The sequence below is a fragment of the Streptomyces sp. YIM 98790 genome, from assembly GCF_011421595.1.
Taxonomy (GTDB): Bacteria; Actinomycetota; Actinomycetes; order Streptomycetales; family Streptomycetaceae; genus Streptomyces.
In genome coordinates, this window is record NZ_WTLH01000108.1 from 1 (window position 1) to 21104 (window position 21104).

Genomic DNA, 21104 nt, shown 5'->3' on the forward strand with positions numbered 1-21104 from the left:
CCGCGGGCCCCGCGCCCGTGCCGGCCGCCGAGGAGCAGCAGGGCCAGCCCGGCCGCCGCCCAGCAGGCCAGCACCGTCAGCGGGAACCCGGCCGCGCTGCCGTCGAAGAAGGCGACCGAGCGCAGCGAGGCCGCGGTGGCACCGGGCGGCAGCAGCCGGCCGAGCAGGCCGACCGGGTCCGGCAGCATCTCGGGTGCGGCGGCGGCCCCGGAGAACGGGTTGCCGAGGAAGACGACCACCAGTGCGGCCACCCCGATTCCGGGCGGGCCGAGCAGTGCGGCCAGCCCGCTCACCGTGGCCGCCACGGCCAGCGCGCCGAGCATGAGCACTCCGGCCGCCGCCCACCAGTTGCCGTCCAGCACGCCGAGCCAGCTGTGCAGCATCGCGGCGCCGGCCATTCCGGCCAGCGCGGTGGCCCCGAACAGCGCGGCCGCCGCCCGGCCGCCGCGCAGCCCGAGTGCGGTGACCATGGCGCCGGTGGCGATGCCGGCGATGGCGATCGGCAGCACGCTGGCGGAGAAGGCGCCGCCGCGCGGGTCGGCGGCCGGGGCGGGCACCACATCGGTGACGGCCGGCTCGGTGCCCTCGGGCAGCTGCGCGGCGAGGGACTCCTGGAGCATCTGGGCGACGGCGGGGCCGCCGGCCGAGGCGGTGAGCAGCTCCGGCTGCGGGCCGGGGACCAGCGCCGCATAGATCTCCCGGTCCTCCAGGGCCGCCGCGGCCTGTTCCCGGCTTTCGTAGAACTCGATGTCGAAGGCGCCGTCGTGCTCCCCGAGCCGCTCGGCGAGCGGGGCGGTGGCCTGCTCCGGTCCGGCCAGGCCGATCGGGAGATCGTTGGGCGCGGTGCGGGCGGTCGGCCAGGCGAAGGCCCACAGGGCGGTGGCGACCAGCACCGGGACCAGGACGAGCACGGCGGCCAGTGCGCGGGCGGGCGGCGGACCGCTCCGGGCGGGGGGCTCCGCGGCTGCGGACGGGGACGTGGGCATCGGGACCTCCGGACTCCGGACCTGCCAGAGAATGATCGTTCGTTTTTCTTGGCTCCCAGCGTGGTGCCGCGGGCGGTCGCTTGTCAAGAATGAACGTTCGTTTTAGGCTCCGGGGCATGGCCCGCGTATCCCAGGAACACCTCGACGCACGTCGTCAGCAGATCCTCGACGGGGCGGCGGCGTGCTTCTCCCGCAACGGCTTCCACGCCACGTCCATGCAGGACGTGCTGCAGGAGGTCGGTCTGTCCGCCGGTGCCGTCTACCGGTACTTCCGCAGCAAGGACGAGATGATCGCGGCGATCGTGACCGGGGTGCTGGAGACCCTGGGCTCCTCCTTCGCCGAACGGACCCGCGATCCCGTGCCGCTGCGCCCTGCGGACATGGTGATGCAGGTGGTCGAGCGGATGTGGCGGCTGCTGGCCGAGCGCGGCATCACCCCCGGACTGATCGTCCAGGTGTGGGCCGAGACCACCCGCAATCCGCAGCTGGCGGACCGGCTGCGCCAGGGCTTCACCGTGGTCCTGGACGCCTGGACCGCGATCGTGCGGCGCTACCAGGAGCTGGGCTGGCTCGACCCCGCCGTCCCGCCGGTGAACGTGGCCCGCACCATGGTCTCCACCGTGCAGGGCTTCATCCTCCAGATGGCGGTGCTGGGCGATCCGGGCCGGCTGGACGTCTCCCAGCTCCCGGTGCTGGAGTCCGGCCTGCGCGCGCTCACCGCCATGGCCCCGCCCGGGGCGGGTGCGGAACCGGCGGCGGGTGCGGGCGCGGGGGAGCGGTAGCGGAGGGGGCCGCGGGGTCCTGCCGGGTCCGGGTTCAGCCGTGGTCGGCGGGCAGGGTGCGCTCGTCCAGCTCGGCGCGCAGCCGGCGGTCCACGGCCAGCGAGATCTCCGCGTTGACCACCTGCTTGGCCAGCGGGCGCAGCCGCTCCACCAGCTCGGTCACCTTCTTCACGTCCTCCTCGGACAGCGCCGCGCCGGGCTCGTGCCCCGGGAGCGCGGTGGGCAGCAGATGGGTGCGCAGCAGGCCGGTGAACAGCCCGGCGAGCGCGTCCGCCTGCTCGCGCAGCCGCCGGCCCGCCTCCAGCACGGCGGCCAGCGGCAGCCCTGTGCGCACCAGCTCCGAGGACGCCTCCAGCAGCCCGCGGCTGACATGCACCAGTTCCTCGCCGTCCACCGCCAGATAGCCGATGTCCAGCGCGGCGGCGAGGTTCCCGGCGCTCACCTCGCCCTCGAAGTAGCCGGCCAGCTCCTCGGGGGTGAGCCGGACCGGCTCCTCCTCGGCCCACGGCGCGCGTTCGGCCAGCCCCAGCAACTCGGCGGTCTCCCCGCGGTCCCGGCCGCCGGAGAAGGCGGCGATCAGCTCGGCCACCCCGCTGAGCGTGTGGCCGCGTTCCAGCAGTGCCGCGATGGTGCGCAACCGGGCGAGATGAGCGTCGTTGTACCAGGCGATCCGGCCCTCCCGGCGGGGCGGCGGCAGCAGCCGCCGCTCGCGGTAGAAGCGCAGGGTGCGCACGGTGATGCCGGCCGCCTCGGCCAGCTCGGCGGTGCGGTACTCGCGCCCCTGCCCGCCCCCGGGTGCGGGACCGGCGGCGTCCCGCGCCCCGGGCCCCTCCGGCCGTGCCTCGCCCTGTTCCTCGCCCATGGTCGGCAGCTTAGGGCAGGGCGTGGCGGTGTCGCCGGGTCCCGTGAAGGTTGCGGGAATTCGGAGCGACTGCCCCCTACCAGTCGGTAGCAAACTGCTCTACGCTCCCACGGTGCCAGTAAATACTGGCGCGATCATGCAACCGCATGCGGCGGCATGCGGCAGCATGCGACATCATGCGACGCGGCACCCCGGGAGGCGGCATGGACGAACGGCACCACGTCAGAGTGGCGGTGATCGGCACCGGATTCGGCGGGCTGGGCGCCGCCGTACGGCTGCGCCGCATGGGCATCACCGACTTCGTCCTGCTGGAGCGGGCCGGCGCGGTCGGCGGCACCTGGCGGGACAACACCTACCCGGGCTGCGCCTGTGACGTGCCCTCCCATCTGTACTCCTTCTCCTTCGCGCCGAACCCCCGCTGGCCCCGCAACTTCTCCGGCCAGGAACACATCCGGGCCTATCTGGAGTGGGTCACCGACACCTTCGGGCTGCGCCCCCACATCCGGTTCGACTCCGAGGTCACCGCCGCCCGCTGGGACCACGAGGAACTGCGCTGGGTGGTGGACACCGCCACCGGCACCCTCACCGCCGACGTGCTGGTCTCTGCCACCGGCCCGCTCTCCGACGCCCGCATCCCCGAGGTGCCGGGCCTGGACACCTTCCCCGGCCGGGTGTTCCACTCCGCCCGCTGGGACCACGACTACCCGCTGCGCGGCAAGCGGGTGGCCATGATCGGCACCGGCGCCTCGGCGATCCAGATCGTGCCCGCCATCGAACGCGAGGTCACCCGGCTCTCGGTGTTCCAGCGCACCCCGCCCTGGGTGCTGCCGCGCGCCGACCGCCGGATCACCCCGGCCGAGCAGTGGCTGCACAGCAAGGTGCCGCTGACCCGGGCGCTCCGCCGCCAGCTCCTCTGGGGCATCCGCGAGCTCCAGGTGGGGGCCTTCGCCAAGCACCCCGGGCAGCTGAAGGTGATCGAGCGGATGGCCGCCCGGCACCTGCGCCGCACCATCAAGGACCCGGAGCTGCGCCGGGTGCTCACCCCCGACTACCGCATCGGCTGCAAGCGCATCCTGCTGTCCAACGACTGGTATCCGGCGCTGGCCAAGCCCCATGTCGATCTCATCCCGTCCGGGCTGCGCGAGGTGCGCGGCTCCACCCTGGTCGCCGCGGACGGCACCGAGGCGGAGGCGGACGCCATCGTCTTCGGCACCGGCTTCCACGTCACCGACATGCCGATCGCCCGGCGGATCAAGGGCGCGGACGGCACGACGCTGGCCGAGTCCTGGCAGGAGCACGGCATGCAGGCGCTGCGCGGCTCCACCGCGGCCGGCTTCCCCAACCTGCTCTTCGTCATCGGCCCCAACACCGGCCTGGGCAACAGCTCGATGATCCTGATGATCGAGTCCCAGCTGAACTATCTGGCCGACTACCTGGCCAAGCTCGCCGTGCTCGGCCAGGGCACCGCGCTGGCCGCCAAGCGGTCCGCGGTGGAGCGCTACAACGCCTGGGTGCAGCGCAGGATGGCCCGCTCGGTGTGGAACACCGGCGGCTGCGTCTCCTGGTACCTGGACGACCAGGGGCGCAACACCACGGTCTGGCCCGGCACCACGGGAGAGTTCCGCCGCATCACCCGCGGCGTGGACCTGGCCGAGTACGACGTGCTGCACGTCCGCGACCGCGAGGGAGCCGCCCGATGAGCCCCGGCCGCAGCGGCAGCCGCACCGCCGCCGCCGCCGCGCCGGCCGGGCCCGCGCCCGCCGTGCTCACCGTGGAGTCCACCGGCGGCGCCCGGCTGCACACCGAGATCCACGGCCCCGAGGACGCGCCCACGGTGGTGCTGTCGCACGGCTGGACCTGCAACACCTCCTTCTGGGAGCCGGTGGTCCGGCGGCTGGCCGACGGCCACCGGGTGGTGCTCTACGACCAGCGCGGGCACGGGCGCTCCCCGGCCACCCCGCGCGCCTGCTCCACCGAGGCGCTGGCCGACGACCTGTGCGCGGTGCTGGCGGCGGCCGTGCCCGCCGGGCGGCGCGCCGTGGTCGGCGGGCACTCCATGGGCGGGATGACCATCGTCGCGGCGGCCGGCCGCCCGGAGTTCCGGGAGCGGGCCGCGGCGGCCATGCTCTGCAGCACCGGCATGGGCGGGCTCACCACCGAGGCCCGGGTGGCACCGGTCAAGGCGCTGTCCGTGCGCCGGCTGATGCAGAAGACCTTCCTCACCTCCTCGCTGCCCATGGGGCCGGTGACCCCGGTCAGCCGCAGCATGCTGCACTACGTGACCATGGGGCCGGGCGCCGGGCCGGAACTCCGGACCACCGTGGCCGAGATGGTCACCGCCTGCCCGCGCCGGGTGCGCGGCGAATGGGGCCGGGTGCTGGACCGGCTGTCCCTGCTGGACCGGCTGCCGCAGCTGACCGTGCCGACCGTCGTGGTGCACGGCACCAGGGACCGGCTCACGCCGCCGGTGCATGCCCACCGGATGGCGGGAAGGCTCCCGGACTGCGAGGGTCCGGTCCTCCTGGACGGCCTGGGACACATGACCCCGCTGGAGGACCCGGAGCGGATAGCCGGGATTCTCCGCGACCTGGCCGGCCGCCATCTGCCCCCGGCGGCCTCCGCCGGCCGGGACGCCCGCACCAGGCGCACCAAGCGCAAAGAACCCAGCGAGTCCAGCGAGCCCAGCGAGCGCGATGGGCGCGATGAGCGGAACGAGGAGGTGGCCTGAACATGCCGGGCCGACGCAAGGCACTGACCGGGCAGGTGGCGGTGGTCACCGGCGCCGCCCGCGGCATCGGCGAACTGCTCGCCCGAAAGCTCTCGGCACGCGGCGCCCGGGTGGCCCTGGTGGGCCTGGAGCCGGAACGCCTGAAGGAGGTCTCCGCCTCCCTGCCCGGCGAATCCGCCTGCTGGGAGGCGGACGTCACGGACGACGACGCCATGCGCCGGGTGGCCGGCGAGGTGGCCGCCCATTTCGGTGCGGTCGACATCGTGGTGGCCAACGCCGGCGTCGCGACCGGCGGCCCGTTCGCCGACTCCGAGGACCGGACCTGGCGCCGGGTGATCGAGGTCAACCTGATCGGCGGGGCCGTCACCTGCCGCGCCTTCCTGCCGGAACTGCTCCGCAGCGGCGGCTACTTCCTGCAGATCGCCTCCCTGGCGGCGATCACCCCGGCACCCATGATGACCGCCTACTGCGCCTCCAAGTCCGGCGTGGAGGCGTTCGTGCACAGCCTGCGGGCCGAGGTCGGCCACCGCGGGGTGCGGGTCGGCGTCGGTTATCTGAGCTGGACCGACACCGACATGGTGCGCGGTGCCGACGAGGACGAGGCGCTGCGCGATGTGCGGCGCACCCTGCCCTGGCCGGTCGGCCGCACCTACCCGCTGGAGCCGGCCGTGGAGCGGCTGGTGGCCGGCATCGAGCGCCGTTCCGCCCACGTCTACGCCCAGTGGTGGCTTCGCGGCATGCAGCCGGTGCGGCCGTATCTGCCCACCCTGATCGGCGTCCTCGGCCAGCGCGAGATGCGGAAGGCGGCGTCCCGGCTGTCCGGCCCGGCGCGGCGCCGGGGCCTGGTCGGCGCGGGCGGCGCGGCGGACGAGAGGGCACGCACCGGCGGCTGACGGTCCCTGCACGGACCGCGCCGGTGCGGGGCGTTCCGCCGGGCCGCCGGGCCCGGCGGGGCGTCCGGTGCGGGACCGGGCCGGCGGCGGGGCGCAGCCGATCCGGGACCGCACAGCGCCGGGGCGCACTCCCGCACGGGAGTGCGCCCCGGTATCCGTTGCCCGGCGGGGCGGTCAGCGCTCGCGCCGGATGTCGTCCCAGGTCTCCTCGGCGCGGTCGCGCATGCCCTGCCGGCCGGACTCCCCGGACTCCTCCGGCTCCCTGGACTCCCTGGACTCCCGGGTCTTCCCGGTCTTCCCGGCCTCCCGGGTCTCCTCGCGGGAGGAGCGCTCCTGCTGCTCGTGCTGCGGATTCCGGCCGCGCTCGCCCTTCTGGCGCTCGTTCATCTTCTCCTTGGCCTGGTCCATCATCTCGTTGGCCTTGTCCTTGAACTTGTCGCCCATGCCCATGGTCGTCACTCCTGTCGGCCTGGTCAGTACGGTGTGGTCCGCGACCAGCGTCACCCCCGCCGGGGCCCCGCGCACTCCGGGCGCGGCACAACGGGTGACCCGCACACCGCGCCCGGGCGGGACGGGCGGCGCGGCTCAGGCGCGGGGCGGCAGCGGCGGGCGGCGGCGGTCCGGCACGCCGGAGTAGTCCGGCGGGGAGGCGGCCGGCCGGTCGGCCAGCAGTTCCAGGGCCATCCGCACCGCGGTCTCCAGCACCACATTGCGGCCCTCGGCCCAGTCCAGCGGTGAGCGCACCGCCTCCAGATCCGGTTCCACGCCGCGGTTCTCCACCTCCCAGCCGTAGCCCTCGAACCAGGCGGCGTTCATCGGCACGGTGATCACGGTGCCGTCGCCGAGCCGGTGCCGGCCGGTCATGCCGACCACCCCGCCCCAGGTCCGGCAGCCGATCACCGGTCCCAGGCCGAGCAGTGTGAAAGCCGCGGTGATCATGTCCCCGTCGGAGGCGGTGGCCTCGTCGGTGACCGCCACGACCGGACCGCGCGGCGCGTTGGAGGCGTAGCTGATGGGCTGGGCGTTACGGGTGAGGTCCCAGCCCAGGATGGTGCGGGTCAGCTTCTCCACCACCAGCTCGCTGATGTTGCCGCCGGCGTTGCCGCGCACGTCCACGATCAGCCCCTGGCGGGAGAACTCCATGCGCAGGTCGCGGGTGAACTGCGCCCAGCCGGAGCCGCCCATGTCCGGGATGTGCACATAGCCGCACCGGCCGCCGCTGAGCCGGTGCACGGTCTCGCGGCGGAGACCCACCCAGTCCTGGTAGCGCAGCGGGCGGTCGTCGATCAGCGGGCTGACCGCTATCCGCCGGGGCCGGACGCCCGGTTCCCCTGCCGCGGCCGGGGGGTCGAGAAAGGTGAGCTCCACGGTGGAGCCGCCCGTCCCGGCCAGCAGCGGCCAGGGGCCGGCCACCGGATCGACCGGGCGGCCGTCCACATGGGTCAGCACCGCGCCCTCGCGCAGCCCGGTGCCGGCCAGCGGCGAACGGGCCCGCGGGTCCGAGGAGTCGCCGGGCAGGATGCGGGCCACCCGCCAGCTCCCGGACTCCCGGTCGGGCAGCAGGTCGGCGCCCAGCAGCCCCATGGCCCGCTGGTAGTGCGGCGGGCCCTCGTTGCGCCGGGCCGGGACCACATAGGCGTGCGAGGTGCCCAGCTCGCCCAGGGTCTCGCGGAGCAGATCGGCGAACTCGTCCGGTGTGGCCACCCGCTCCACCAGCGGCCGGTACTGGTCCAGCACCGCCTTCCAGTCGATGCCGCACATCTCCGGCTCCCAGAAGTAGGCCCGGATCAGCCGCCCGGCCTCCTCGAAGGACTGCCGCCACTCGGCGGCCGGGTCGGCATGGTGCACGATCCGGCGCAGGTCGATGTGGACGGTGGACTCGCTGTCGGCGAGTTCGGTGGCCGGCACGGCCCGCAGGTCGCCGGAGTCGGCGATCACCATCCGGGTCGCGTCCCCGCTGAGCGAGAACCCGTCCACGTCCCGGGTCAGCTCGGTGGACTTGCCCCTGGGGATGTCGAAGTGCACCAGGGTGGGGCCGGGCGAGGTGTCCTCCGGGTTGGCGAAGGTCTGGCCCAGCACGCCGGAGATCGGCCAGCGCAGCCAGAGCAGGCCGCAGCCGCTGACCGCGCGGAGCCCGGAGTACTTGGAGGCCGGCACGGGGAACGGCGTCACCCGGCTGCCCAGGCCCTCGGCCTCCACCAGCACCGAGCCGTCGCCGGGCGCGTCCTGGTCCGGGTCCAGACCGCCGGCCGCCGGCCTGCCCTCGGGGGTGAGCGCGAACGGCGACGGCGTGGCCGAGGACAGCGGCACCAGGTAGGGGCGGCAGCCCATGGGGAAGGACAGGTCGCCGGTGTGCACGTCGTAGACCGGGTCGAAGCCGCGCCAGGACAGGAAGGCCAGATAGCGGCCGTCCAGGGTGAAGCACGGCTCCTGGTCCTCGAAGCGGCCGTCGGTGACGTCCAGGATGGTGGCCTCGTCCCCGGTCAGCCGGGCGATCTTGATCTGTGTGAGCGAGCGGCCCACGCCCGGATGCGCCCAGGTCAGCCACTGCCCGTCGGGGGAGAAGGCGACGTCCCGCACCGGGCCGTTGAGCGACCGGATGATCTCGGTGATCTCTCCGGTGCCGCTGCCGTCCGGGGCGGGCACCGGGATCACCAGCAGCCGGCCGTCCTCGCCGGCCACGGCCACGGTCTCGCCGTCCGGGGCGGCGGCCAGCTCCAGCACCCGGCCCAGCCGGCCGGCCGCCAGCCGCACCGGGTCCCGGCCGCCGCCGGCCCGGGGCAGGAAGGAGACCTCCAGGGCGTCCTCGCCGGCCGCGTCCGTGACATAGGCCAGCCGGCCGGTGTCGCCCAGCATCACCGGCAGCCGCACCCGCACGCCCGGGGTGGCGGTGATGACCCGGGAGGGGCCGTCCCGGTGGGTGAGCCAGTACAGGGCGCCGCGCACGCAGACCGCGCTCGCCCGGCCGGTGGTGTCCACGGCCACGCCGTCCACGTTCGAGGCCACCGGCACCTGGTAGGGGCGGCGGCCGGAGCGGGCCCCGCCCAGCCGGACGTCCAGCCGGCGCGGCACCCCGTCCGGGGAGAGGTCGTCCACCAGCCACAGTTCGCCCGCGCACTGGTAGACCACCCGCTGCCCGTCGGTGGCCGCGTGCCGGGCGTAGAAGGCGTCGTGGTCGGTGTGGCGGCGCAGATCGCCGCCGTCCGGCGCGCAGGAGTAGAGGTTGCCGACGCCCTCGTGGTCGGAGAGGAAGGCGATCCGGCCGGCCACGAACATCGGGCAGTCCAGATGCCCCTCCAGGTCCGGCAGCAGCCGCTCGCCGTGCAGCCAGAGCCGGCCCATGGCCCCGCCCCGGTACCGCTTCCAGGAGGCGGGCTCGTGCGGCGCCTTGTGGCTGAGCAGCAGGGTGCGCCGGTCGCCGCCCTCGCCGGTGACCGCGATGTCGGCGACCGGGCCCCAGGGCAGCTTCTCGCCCGGGGCGCCGTCCGCCGGCACGGCATAGGCCCAGGTGCGGTGGGAGAACGGCTGGGTGTGCGAGCTGACCGCCAGCACCCGGTGGCCGTCCGCCCAGCCGCGGACCCGGGTGTCGGTGGAGACCCAGTAGCTGAGCTGCCGGGCCGGGCCGCCCCCGGCCGGCACCAGGTGGATCTCCGGGTCCAGGGTGCGCCAGCTGGTGAAGGCGATCCGGCTGCCGTCCGGGGAGAACCGGGGGGTGGCGACCCGGGTGCGGTCCACCGTCAGGCGCCAGGCCCGGTCCGGCGGCCCGCCGCGGCCGGGCAGCGCCGCCAGCCAGAGGTCGTCCTCCGTGACGAAGCAGAGCCGGTCGCCGTGCAGGTGGGGGAACCGCAGATAGCCCTGATCGTCCGTAACCGCCTCGCTCACCTTTCCATGCTTCGGCGCCCGGGCCCATCCGGCAAGTCCGGCCGGGAGAGCCGGGGGTGCGCCGCGCGCGGAAGCGGTTCCCCGCCTTCGGGTGACCTGCATCACAGATGGCGGTCCGGCTCATCCCTGTGATCGGCCGGTGCGTCTTCCCGCGTGAACTCACCAAAACTTTTTTCGGTTCTTTGCAAGTTCTGGATCTTTCCGGAGTGGGGGTATCTCGGTCGTGGCAACTTTGCTCTACAAACTGGGCCGGTTCAGTTTCCGGCGCCGGTGGTGGGTGGCCCTGGTATGGGTCCTCCTGCTCGTGGCGGCGATCTTCGCGGCGAGCAGTGTCAGCGGGGAGGCCGAAGAGGACTTCTCCATGCCCGGCACCGAGTCCCAGGAGGCCTTCGACCTGCTGGAGCGGGAGTTCCCGCAGGCGGCCAACGAGGGGCTGGAGTCCCGGATCGTCTTCCAGGCGCCCGACGGGGAGTCGATCGAGGACCACCAGGCCGTGATCGACTCGGCGCTGAACGGCCTGGAGGACGGCGAGAACGTCACCGAGGTCACCGACCCCTTCGACGAGAACAACGGCGCGATGTCCCCCGAGGGCGACGCCGTGTTCTCGACCGTCACCTACCAGGGCAACTGGGACGACATCACCGAGAACATGCGCGACGAGCTCTTCCACGCCATGGACGAGGCGCGGGACGCCGGTCTGACCGTGGAGGCGAGCGGCCCGGTCGCGGCCGGCGAGGGCGATGTGGGCCAGGGCGAGCTGCTGGGCGTGCTGGTCGCCGCCATCGTGCTGACCATCACCTTCGGCTCGCTGGTCGCCGCCGGCCTGCCGCTGCTGACCGCCCTGATGGGCCTGTTCATCGGCATCTCCGGCATCGTGGCGCTCGGCCCGACGTTCGGGCTCTCGGAGAACACCACCGTCCTGGCGACCATGATCGGCATGGCGCTGGGCATCGACTACGCCTTGTTCATCGTCTCCCGCTACCGGGCCGAACTGATTGCCGGCTTCAGCCGGGAGGAGGCCATCGGCCGGGCGGCGGGCACCGCCGGTTCCGCGGTGGTCTTCGCCGGGGCCACCGTCACCATCGCGCTGGCGGGTCTGACCGTGGTCAACGTGCCCGTCCTGACCCGGATGGGCCTGTCCTCGGCGGCCACCGTGGTGATCGCGGTCGCGGTGGCGCTGACCCTGGTGCCGGCCATGATGGGCATCGCGGGCAAGATGATCTTCGGGCGCCGGGTGCGCAAGGCCAACCCGGACACCCTTGTCCCGCCGCAGGCGCCCCGCACCTTCTTCCGCAGGAAGGACGAGAACTTCGGCACCCGCTGGGCCCGGGGCGTCCTGCGCCGTCCGGCGATGGTGCTGGTCGCCTCCGTGGTCGGACTGGGCGCGCTGGCGGTGCCGGTCAGCCAGCTGGAGCTGGGCCTGCCGGACGACAGCACCGCGGGGGAGGAGACCACCCAGCGGCGCGCCTACGACATGCTCGGGGAGAGCTTCGGCCCGGGCTTCAACGGCCCGCTGCTGATGGTGCTGGACGGCACCACCAGCGAGGACCCGGCCGCCGCCGCCGACCGGATCAACGAGGAACTGTCCGGCCACGACGGCATCGTGTCGGTCACCCCGCCGGTGTGGAACGACAACGAGACCATCGCCACCATGACCGCGTTCCCGACCACCGGGCCCAACGACCCGGAGACCGACGCCCTGGTGTCCGATCTGCGGGGCGGGCTGGCCCCGGAGCTGAAGGCGGAGACCGGCACCCAGATGCTGGTCACCGGTACCACCGCGGTCAACAACGACTTCAGCGACGTGCTCAACGACGCGCTGGTGCCGTACCTGGCCCTGGTGGTGGGTCTGGCCTTCCTGCTGCTGATGATCGTCTTCCGCTCGGTGCTGGTGCCGCTGACCGCCGCCCTGGGCTTCCTGCTCTCCGTGCTCGGCGCGCTGGGCGCGGTGATCGCGGTCTTCCAGAAGGGCTGGGGCGCCTCGCTGCTCGGGGTTTCCGAGACCGCGCCGGTGATCAGCTTCCTGCCGATCTTCATGATCGGTGTGATCTTCGGCCTGGCCATGGACTACCAGGTGTTCCTGGGCACCCGCATCCGTGAGGGCTATGTGCACGGGGAGCCGGCCCGCACCGCCGTGGTCACCGGCTTCAACCTCAACGCCCGGGTGGTCACCGCCGCGGCGATCATCATGACCAGCGTGTTCCTCGGCTTCGTCACCGCCAGTGACCCGATCGTCAAGAGCATCGGCTTCGGTCTGGCCGCGGCGATCCTGCTGGACGCGTTCATCGTCCGGATGACCCTGACGCCGGCCGTGCTCGGGCTGCTGGGTGACCGCGCCTGGTGGCTGCCGCGCTGGCTGAACCGGCTGCTGCCGGACGTGGACGTGGAGGGCGCGTCTCTGGAGCGCTACCTGACCGCGGCCGGCCGTGGCCGGACGCACCTGGAGAAGGAGCGCGAGCCGGTGGGCGTCGGCTGAGAGACCGGCCGCCGGGCCGCGCCGGCCGCCGGCCCCGCGCCGGCGGCCCGGTACCGGCCCGGTGTCCCCCCGCGGAAGCCCGGTCCCGCCCCCGTCACGGGGCGCGGGGCCGGGCTCCGGCGTGCGCGGGGCGTGCGGCGGAGGCGAGGGCACTTTCGCACGGTGAATGCTCTTGCAACTCGTTCGCAAGAAGGGTCTATCATCTGATCACCACGAGAACCGCCCGGCCTGCCGCGCCCCGCGCGAGAGATGAGACCGACATGCACGTACCCGATGGTTTCTTCGACGCCCCGGTCTCCGTGGCGGGCGGCGCGATCGCGGTGACCGCGGTGGCCGTCTCGCTGCGCGGGGCCCGCCGCGAACTCGCCGAGCGGACCGCCGGCGGCGCGCCCGGCGGCGGAGCCGAGCGCCTGGCCCCGCTGGCCGGACTGGTCGCCGCCTTCGTCTTCGCCGTGCAGATGCTCAACTTCCCGGTGGGCGCCGGCACCAGCGGCCACCTGATGGGCGGCGCACTGGCCGCGATACTCATCGGCCCGCACACCGGCATCCTGGTGCTCTCCGTGGTGCTGACCGTCCAGGCCCTGCTCTTCGCGGACGGCGGACTGTCCGCGCTGGGCATCAACATCACCCTGCTCGGCGTGGTGGCCGTCGTCGTGGCCTGGGGAGTCTTCCGGCTGCTGCTGCGGCTGCTGCCCGAGCGGCGGCAGACGGTCACCGCCGCGTCCTTCACCGCCGCCTTCGTCTCGGTGCCCGCGGCGGCCGCGGTCTTCACCCTGCTCTACGCGATCGGCGGCACCGCGGACGTGCCGGTCGGCACGGTGCTCGGCGCCATGGTCGGGGTGCACGCGGCGATCGGCGTCGGCGAGGGCGTCATCACCGCGCTGACCGTGGGCGCGGTGCTGGCCGCCCGGCCGGACCTGGTGCACGGCATGCGCAGGCCCGCACCGGTGCGGCGGCCGGCCCGCCTGGTCTGGATCGGCGGCCTGGCCGCCACGCTGCTGTGCGCCGCGGTGGTCAGCGGCTTCGCCTCCGCGTCGCCGGACGGCCTGGAGAAGGTGGCCGGCGAGCACGGCCTGGACGAGGAGGAGCGTGAGCACCCCCTGGCCGGCTCCTGGCTGGAGGACTACGGCGTGGTCAATGTCGACAACGAGCGCCTCTCGGTCGGCCTGGCCGGGATCATCGGCGCGGGCGTCACACTGACCGCCGCGACCGCGGCCTTCACCGCGCTGCGCCGCAACGCCCGGGAACGGACGGACGCCCCGGCCGAGCGCGCCGCGGCCGGCGCCTGACCGGGAAGGAGACGCCGCCCGTGCTTCGCTCCCACCCGCCGCCCACCGCCCACGGCGGCACCCGGCCCGCGTCGCCCCCGCGGCCGGGCGCGTCCCCACAGCCGGGCGCGGCGGCGCCCGGGGCCGGGACCCGGCGGCGCGGAGCGGCGGAAAAGCTGTTCCTCGCCGGGGACTCGGCGGTGCACCGGCTGCCCGCGCAGTGCAAGATCGTCGCGCTGCTCGGCTTCGTGCTGCTGGTCGTCGCCACCCCGCGCGAGGCCATGTGGGCCTTCGGCGGCTACGCCCTGCTGCTCGCCGCGGTGGCCGCCGCCGCCCGGGTGCCGCCCGGCTTCGTGCTGCGCCGGATGCTGGTCGAGGTGCCGTTCGTCGCCTTCGCCCTGCTGCTGCCGCTGCTCGCCGAGGGCCCCCGGATCAGCGCGTTCGGCCTGTCGCTGAGCGAGTCCGGACTGTGGAGCGCCTGGAACATCCTGGCCAAGGCCACCCTCGGGGTGGTCGCCTCGGTGCTGCTGGCCGCCACCACCGACGTCCGGCAGCTGCTGCTCGGCCTGGAGCGGCTGCGCCTGCCCCCGCTGCTGGTGCAGATCGCCTCGTTCATGATCCGCTACCTGGACGTGGTCGCCGACGAGCTGCGCCGGATGCGCATCGCCCGGGAGTCACGCGGCTTCACCGCGCGCGGCCCCCGGCACTGGGGGGTCCTGGCCCGCACCGCCGGAGCCCTGTTCATCCGCTGCTACGAGCGTGGCGAACGCGTGCACCTGGCCATGCTCAGCCGTGGCTACCGGGGCGCCATGCCGGTGCTGCACCATGCCGGGGCCGGGGCCGCCGCCTGGACCCGGGCCGCCGCCCTGCCGGCCGCCGCCCTGGTGCTCTGCCTGCTCGCCTGGACCACCCGCTAGCCGCCCCGGCGGGGAACGCCCCGTCCCGTGATGATGAAGTGAGCACGTGACCGCTGCACCCGACAGCCCCGACAGCCCCGACAGCCCCGACAGCCCCGAGCGCCCCGGCCGCCCCGGCAACCCCGCCGGCCCTCGCAGGCCCGCCGGCTCGATGGACGGAACCGGCGCCCCGGCCGGCCCGGACGCGTCCGGGCCCCGCGGCTCCTCCTCCGTCCCGCCGCCGTCGCTCCAGGTGCGCGGCCTGGCCTACGCCTACCCGGACGGCCACCGGGCGCTGGCCGGCGTGGACCTCACCGTGCCGCGCGGTGAGCGGGTCGCCCTGCTCGGCCCCAACGGCGCCGGCAAGACCACCCTGGTGCTGCATCTGAACGGCATCCTCGGCGGCGGCGAGGGCACCGTGCACGTNCTGGTGCTGCATCTGAACGGCATCCTCGGCGGCGGCGAGGGCACCGTGCACGTCGCCGGGCTGCCCGTGGAACGGCAGCACATCGCCGAGATCCGGCGCCGCGTCGGCATCGTCTTCCAGGACCCGGACGACCAGCTGTTCATGCCCACCGTGGCCGAGGACGTGGCCTTCGGCCCGGCCAACGCCGGGCTGCGCGGCGCCGCGCTCCAGGAGCGGGTGCGGCACGCCCTGGACCGGGTCGGCATGGGCGAGTACGCCGACCGCCCGCCGCACCACCTCTCCTTCGGCCAGCGCCGCCGGGTCGCCGTGGCGACCGTGCTCGCCATGGAGCCGGAGATCCTGGTGCTGGACGAGCCCTCGGCCAACCTCGACCCGGCCGCGCGCCGCGAACTGGCGGAGATCCTTCGCTCGCTGGACCTCACGGTGCTCATGGTCACCCACGATCTTCCCTACGCCCTGGAGCTGTGCCCGCGGTCGGTGATCCTCAGCGACGGGGTGATCGCCGCCGACGGGCCGACCGCCGGGCTGCTGGCCGATGCGGAACTGCTGCGCGCCCACCGCCTGGAGCTGCCCTTCGGCTTCCACCCCGCGGCCGTACCGCTCCTGCCCCGCTGAGCCGTCCGGGGCAGCCCGGTGCCGCCGGGAACCGGCCGGTCAGCCGGCGTTGCGCAGCACCTCGGCCACCAGGGGCCCGGCCACGGTGCCGCCGTGCCCGGACTCCGGCACCACCGCGGCCACCGCCAGATCCCCCCGGAAGGCGGTGAACCAGGCATTGGGCTTCTCCTGGTCCATCACCTCGGCCGAGCCGGTCTTGGCACCGATGTCCCCGCTCAGCCCGGCCATGGCCGCCGCCGCGGTGCCGCTGGTGGCGGTCAGGTTCATGAGCTGCCGCAGGCTCTGCGAGGTCTCCGCGGACAGCCCCCGCGCCTGCGCCAGCTGCCGCCCGTCGAAGTCCGGCGGCACCAGATGGGGCTGCCGGAACGTCCCGGTGCTGGCCGTCGCCGCCACCGAGGCCATCACCATCGGGTTGGCCCGCACCCCGGCCTGCCCGATCAGCTGGGCGGCCATCTGGGCGTCCGACTCCACCGGCACCGTGCCGTCCATCGACGGCACCCCGGTGTTCCAGGTCAGGCCGATGCCGAAGGCCGACCTGGCGTACTCGCCGAGCTGCTCGTCCGTCAGCTCCGGGGCCTGGCTGATGAAGGCGGTGTTGCAGGAGGCCGAGAAGGACTGCGCGAACGTCCCGCCCGCGATCTCCATCTCGTTGATGTTCTGGAACTTCCAGCCGCCGTGCTCGAAGAACTTCGGGCACGGATGCGCCGCGCCCGGCGAGGCCAGCCCGGCGTCGATGAGCATTCCGGCGGTGACGATCTTCCAGGTGGAGCCGGGCGCGTAGCTGCCCTGGAGCGCGGTGTCGAAGCCGTCGGCCGGGGTGTTCACCACGGCCAGGATGGCGCCGGTGCTGGGCTCCAGGGCCACCAGCGCGCCGTGCGCGGTGTCCTTCAGCGCCTCCTCGGCGGCCCGCTGCACCTCCGGATCGATGGTGGTCGGCACCTCGCCCGGCTCCGGGTCGGCCAGCTTCTGCACCCGCTGCACCGGCTCACCCGCCGCGTCCACGATCCGGATCTCCATGCCCCGGGTGCCGCCGGAATGCTCCTCGTAGCGGGTGGCCAGTTCGGCCAGTATCCCGGCCAGCGCCGGGTGCTCCTCGGCGGTCAGCTCGCCGCCGTCCCGGTCCAGGGCCCGCACCGGCGGCGCCTCGCCGGCCGGGCCGGCCTCCAGCCGCTGCCCGTCCTTGAGCGCCGGGTGCAGCAACTCCGGCCGCCACACCACCTGGGCCTCGCCGGTGACCTCGCCGCGCGCCACGGTCAGGGCCGAGTCGTAGCTCCACTCGGCGCGCTGCTCCGGCTCCTCGCCCCAGGCGACCACCGCCCGCACGGTGAACGGCACCGCGCCGTCACCGCCCGCGACGCCCGGCGTGACGGTCAGCTCCTCGATCTTCAGGTCCTCGGCGAACGCCGTCAGCGCGGACTGGGCCGCCGCCGGATCGTCGGTCACCGCGGACGCCGCCACCGGGTCCCCGTCCGCCCACGCGGTCAGGAAGGTCTTCGCCGCCGCGGCGGCCTCCTCGGCGGTCGGCGGCTCCGCGGTCTCCTCGCCGTCCGCGACCGCCGTCACCTCCGGGCGCTGCTCCCGGGAATCCGCTCCGCCGAACGCATCCGTCAGTGCATAGGCCCCCACCCCGGCCGCAAGCGCGACCAGTGCCACGGCACCGGACATCACCGCGGTCCGCCGTCCCTTGGGCATCCGCCGTCCCTCCACCCGACTCTGGTGCCCGCACATTACCGCCCCTGCCGTGCCGGGCCCTTCACGGCATCCGCACGTTCCGGCCGCGTCCCGCCCCGCCGCGCGGGGGACGGCACCGGCGTCAGACCCAGGTGGGCAGCCACATGCGGGCGCGCCAGGCGTCCAGCGGGATCTCCAGCCCGGTGTACAGCGGGTAGAAGTAGATGAAGTTCCAGGCGACGGCAAGCACCAGCAGACCGGTGGCGACGATGCCGACCGCGCGCCGCGACTCCGAGCAGCCCGGCGGCCCCAGCAGGGCGCCGGCCAGCATCGCCACCGCCAGGCACAGGAACGGCACCAGCACCACGGCGTAGAAGGAGAAGATGGTGCGGTGCTGGTAGACCAGCCAGGGCAGATATCCCGCGGCGACCGCGCACAGCAGCGCCCCGGCCCGCCAGTCGCGGCGGAAGAACCAGCGGTAGACCAGATACGCCAGCGCCGCGCAGGCCGCCCACCACAGCACCGGGGTGCCCAGCGCCAGCACCTCGCGGGCGCAGCCGCCGGCGTGCTCGCAGCCCGACTCGCCCGGATCGCGGGAGACGTAGTAGTACGACACCGGACGGCCGACGACCAGCCAGGACCACGGATTCGACTCGTAGGGGTGCGGTTTCTCCAGGTCGACGTGGAAGCCGTACACCTCGGAGTGGTAGTGCACCAGGCTGGCCAGGGCGTTGAGCACGCCGTTGCCGGTGTCCGAGTGCTCGGCCGCCCAGTTGCGGTAGTGGCCGCCGGAGGTGGCCAGCCAGCCGGTCCAGGACGCCAGATAGACCAGGGCGGCCACCGGCACCAGGGAGAAGAACGCGGGCGGCGCGTCGTGCACGAGCGTGGCCCGGAGCGGACGCGGGGCACCGGCGGTGCGCCGGGAGGCCATGTCCCACAGCACGGTGAGCACCCCGAAGGCCGCCAGCACCCACAGCCCGCTCCACTTCACCGAGCAGGCCAGGCCCAGGCAGACCCCGGCGGCGACCCGCCACGGCCGCCAGTCCCGCGGCAGCCACTGACCGATCTCCACCACCGGCCGCAGCACGCCGGGCGCGGTGCCGGGCGGCTGGGCGGCGGCCAGCGCGGCGGCGTAGCGCGCCCGGTTGCGGTCCCGGTCGATGAGCAGGCAGCCGAACGCCGCCAGAATCCAGAACATCAGCACCAGGTCGAGCAGCGCGGTGCGGCTCATCACGAAGTGCAGTCCGTCCAGCGCCATGAACAGGCCGGCCAGGCAGCCCAGCGCGGTGGAGCGGAACAGCCGCCGCCCGATCCGGCACACCATCAGGACGGACAGGGTGCCGAGCAGCGCCACCATGAAGCGCCAGCCGAACGGGTTCATGCCGAACGCCCATTCGCCCAGCGCGATCATCCACTTGCCGACCGGCGGGTGCACCACATAGGCGGCGGTCTCGCCCAGCGGGACCTCGCCGTCGAGGATGCGCTCGTTGGCATCGGCCGGCCAGGACGTCTCGTAGCCGCGGTGCAGCAGCGACCAGGCGTCCTTGGCGTAGTAGGTCTCGTCGAAGACCACCGCGTGGGGCGAGCCGAGCCGGGTGAAGCGCAGCACCCCGGCCAGCGCCGCGACCAGCAGCGGCCCGCCCCAGGCGGTGAGCCGGGCCAGCCGCAGCGCGGTGCCCGGCGCCAGCCCGAACCAGGTCCACAGCCGGGTGCCCGGCTCCGGGAAGGGCGGCACCAGCCGCTCGCGCACCCCGCGCCGGGCGGGCGGCGTGTAGCCGAAACGGCGCAGCCGGGCCGCCCAGTCCGGCGGTCCGGGGACCGGGTCCGGCGGGGCCTGCTGGGGCATGGTCCGGCTGCTGCTCACACTGCCCTTCCGTGCCGGGGCACGGCCGTCCCGGCCGCACCGGACGGCCGTCCGCTGCTCAGCCCTGCGTCACTCACGGTGTGCCCCCGCGTCCTTTCCTTCGCTTCCTTCGCTGTGGTTCCGGTCGGCCGGCTGGTGCCGCTGATGGTGCGCAGGGCCCATCCTGTCATCCGGCGGCGCCGATCCTTGCGAGGATGGCCGGGTGACAGAGCGAGCGGCGGGGGCAGGGGAAGGACGCGGCGGCGCGGAGACGCCCCGGGAGCGGGCCGGCGGGCGGGAGCCCGGGCCGGCCCCGGCGGGCGGGGGCGGCCCGGAGGGTGCGGAGAGCGCGGCGGGCGGGGTGAGCGCGGAGCACCCGGAGGGCGGGGTGCTGGTGCTGGCCGGGAGCCCGATCGGCGACGTGGCGGACGCCCCGCCCCGGCTGGCCGCCGAACTGGCCGCCGCGGACATCGTCGCGGCCGAGGACACCCGCCGGCTGCGCCGCCTGGCCCGGGCACTGGACGTCCGCCCGCCCGGACGGCTGGTGTCCTACTTCGAGGGCAACGAGGCCGCGCGCACCCCCGAACTGGCCGGAGAGCTCGCCCGCGGCGCCCGGGTGCTGCTGGTCACGGACGCCGGGATGCCGTCGGTCTCCGATCCCGGCTACCGGCTGGTGGCCGCGGCCGTGGACCGCGGGGTGCGGGTGACGGCGGTGCCCGGCCCCTCGGCGGTGCTGACCGCGCTGGCGGTGTCCGGGCTGCCGGTGGACCGGTTCTGCTTCGAGGGCTTCCTGCCGCGCAAGGCGGGGGAGCGAACCGCCCGGCTGCGGGAGGCGGCGGACGAGCCGCGCACCCTGGTCTACTTCGAGGCGCCGCACCGGCTGGCCGCCTCGCTGGCGGCCATGGCCGAGATCTTCGGCGGCAGCCGGCCGGCCGCCGTGTGCCGGGAGCTGACCAAGACCTACGAGGAGGTGCGGCGCGGCCCGCTGGCCGAGCTGGCCGCCTGGGCCGCGGAGGGGGTGCGCGGCGAGATCACGGTGGTGGTGGCCGGGGCCCCGGCCGGGGCGGCGGCCGGGCCGCCGGACGAGGCGGAGCTGGCGCGCCGGGTGAGCGAGCTGGAGGCGGCCGGCACGCACCGCAAGGAGGCGATCACGGAGGTGGCACGCGCGGTGGGCCTGCCGAAGCGGGACATTTTCGACGCCGTGGTCAAAGCGAAGAAATCATCGCATAATGGCACCACGTCGCACGGCACACACGGCACAACAACATCGGGCGCAGGATGAGCCCCGCCCCGGCCGCGGGGCCCTCCGGGCCCGCCGGACACGGCCGGGAGGACTCCCCGGGCGGAACCCACCGGCCCGTACGCGAGTGATGTACGGCGCCGCACCGTCCCGGACGGCCGCCGTCCCGGACGGGCCCGGCCGCGGCGTGCGCCCCAGGGAGCAGCCATGAGAGACACCCGGCGGGACACCGTGATCGAGTCCTACTCCTTTGCCTGCCTGAGCTGCGGGTACGGGTGGGAGCAGACCTACCGCATCGAGCATCACATCGACCCGCAGGGGGAGCCCTATGTGCTGTACTTCGCCGGGGACGAGCGGGTGCCCTCGCCGCTCGTCCGGCTGCGCTGCCCGGCGTGCGAGGGGCGGCAGGTGCGCATGATGCGGGCCGGCCTGGTCGCCGCCGTGGACCGGGCCCGCGAGGTGGCTCCGGCCGCCGCCGCCCAGGAGCCCGGCCCCGGCACCGCCCCCTGAGACGGCGCGGCGCACGGCACGTGCG

General features: G+C 74.6%; 16 protein-coding genes. 10 read left to right on the forward strand and 6 right to left on the reverse strand.

The window, feature by feature from the left end:
- The coding region (locus tag GQS09_RS17880) for an ABC transporter permease (RefSeq protein ID WP_207957972.1) at positions 1–986 on the reverse strand (986 nt) is incomplete at its 3' end.
- A gap of 116 nt (positions 987–1102) precedes the next feature.
- On the opposite strand from GQS09_RS17880, the gene GQS09_RS17885 reads away from it, so the two are divergent.
- Positions 1103–1768, forward strand: a complete 666-nt coding sequence (locus GQS09_RS17885; RefSeq protein ID WP_165987432.1) for a TetR/AcrR family transcriptional regulator — start codon at positions 1103–1105, stop codon at positions 1766–1768.
- A gap of 34 nt (positions 1769–1802) precedes the next feature.
- Here the strand turns inward: GQS09_RS17885 and GQS09_RS17890 are convergent, their stop codons facing one another.
- Complete coding sequence (locus GQS09_RS17890) at positions 1803–2630, reverse strand: MerR family transcriptional regulator (RefSeq protein WP_165987434.1); 828 nt, start codon at positions 2628–2630, stop codon at positions 1803–1805.
- 176 nt (positions 2631–2806) lie between these two features.
- On the opposite strand from GQS09_RS17890, the gene GQS09_RS17895 reads away from it, so the two are divergent.
- Genes GQS09_RS17895 through GQS09_RS17905 form a run of 3 tightly spaced genes read left to right on the forward strand, consistent with a single transcriptional unit; the run spans position 2807 to position 6251 of the window.
- Positions 2807–4330: an NAD(P)/FAD-dependent oxidoreductase gene (locus GQS09_RS17895; RefSeq protein ID WP_243761523.1), complete on the forward strand. Its 1524-nt coding sequence runs from the start codon at positions 2807–2809 to the stop codon at positions 4328–4330.
- Positions 4327–5358, forward strand: coding sequence for an alpha/beta fold hydrolase (locus tag GQS09_RS17900; RefSeq protein WP_165987436.1), 1032 nt, complete (start codon positions 4327–4329; stop codon positions 5356–5358). Before GQS09_RS17895 ends, GQS09_RS17900 begins: the two co-directional genes overlap by 4 nt.
- Before the next feature lie 2 nt (positions 5359–5360).
- Positions 5361–6251, forward strand: coding sequence for an SDR family oxidoreductase (locus GQS09_RS17905; RefSeq protein WP_165987438.1), 891 nt, complete (start codon positions 5361–5363; stop codon positions 6249–6251).
- Positions 6252–6425: 174 nt separating this feature from the next.
- Here the strand turns inward: GQS09_RS17905 and GQS09_RS17910 are convergent, their stop codons facing one another.
- A complete protein-coding gene (locus GQS09_RS17910; protein WP_165987440.1) occupies positions 6426–6755 on the reverse strand; it encodes a hypothetical protein in 330 nt (109 codons plus the stop codon).
- An 81-nt stretch (positions 6756–6836) separates the two neighbouring features.
- Positions 6837–10133 (reverse strand): S41 family peptidase, encoded by a 3297-nt coding sequence (locus tag GQS09_RS17915; RefSeq protein WP_399552552.1) that lies wholly within the window; start codon positions 10131–10133, stop codon positions 6837–6839.
- A 223-nt stretch (positions 10134–10356) separates the two neighbouring features.
- On the opposite strand from GQS09_RS17915, the gene GQS09_RS17920 reads away from it, so the two are divergent.
- The 4 genes from GQS09_RS17920 (at position 10357) to GQS09_RS17935 (ending at position 15815) form a co-directional block, all read left to right on the forward strand.
- Positions 10357–12609: an MMPL family transporter gene (locus GQS09_RS17920; protein ID WP_165987444.1), complete on the forward strand. Its 2253-nt coding sequence runs from the start codon at positions 10357–10359 to the stop codon at positions 12607–12609.
- A gap of 260 nt (positions 12610–12869) precedes the next feature.
- The gene (locus GQS09_RS17925; RefSeq protein WP_165987446.1) at positions 12870–13898 is read left to right on the forward strand and encodes an energy-coupling factor ABC transporter permease; all 1029 of its coding nucleotides are present in this window, start codon (positions 12870–12872) and stop codon (positions 13896–13898) included.
- A 155-nt stretch (positions 13899–14053) separates the two neighbouring features.
- Positions 14054–14794, forward strand: coding sequence for a cobalt ECF transporter T component CbiQ (gene cbiQ / locus GQS09_RS17930; protein ID WP_165987456.1), 741 nt, complete (start codon positions 14054–14056; stop codon positions 14792–14794).
- A 151-nt stretch (positions 14795–14945) separates the two neighbouring features.
- Entirely contained in the window at positions 14946–15815 is an 870-nt protein-coding gene (locus GQS09_RS17935; RefSeq protein WP_165987459.1) for an energy-coupling factor ABC transporter ATP-binding protein, read from the forward strand.
- 39 nt (positions 15816–15854) lie between these two features.
- On the opposite strand, the gene GQS09_RS17940 is transcribed toward GQS09_RS17935, so the two are convergent.
- A complete protein-coding gene (locus GQS09_RS17940) occupies positions 15855–17507 on the reverse strand; it encodes a penicillin-binding transpeptidase domain-containing protein (RefSeq protein WP_165987448.1) in 1653 nt (550 codons plus the stop codon).
- A 121-nt stretch (positions 17508–17628) separates the two neighbouring features.
- A complete protein-coding gene (locus GQS09_RS17945) occupies positions 17629–19332 on the reverse strand; it encodes a dolichyl-phosphate-mannose--protein mannosyltransferase (protein ID WP_165987461.1) in 1704 nt (567 codons plus the stop codon).
- A 358-nt stretch (positions 19333–19690) separates the two neighbouring features.
- Here GQS09_RS17945 and rsmI point away from each other — a divergent pair, with 358 nt between their 5' ends.
- Together rsmI and GQS09_RS17955 are read left to right on the forward strand one after the other, a co-directional pair.
- Complete coding sequence (gene rsmI / locus GQS09_RS17950) at positions 19691–20611, forward strand: 16S rRNA (cytidine(1402)-2'-O)-methyltransferase (RefSeq protein ID WP_165987463.1); 921 nt, start codon at positions 19691–19693, stop codon at positions 20609–20611.
- Positions 20612–20776: 165 nt separating this feature from the next.
- On the forward strand, positions 20777–21079 hold the full coding sequence (locus tag GQS09_RS17955; RefSeq protein ID WP_165987450.1) for a hypothetical protein: 303 nt from the start codon (positions 20777–20779) through the stop codon (positions 21077–21079).
- Positions 21080–21104 lie beyond the last annotated feature (25 nt).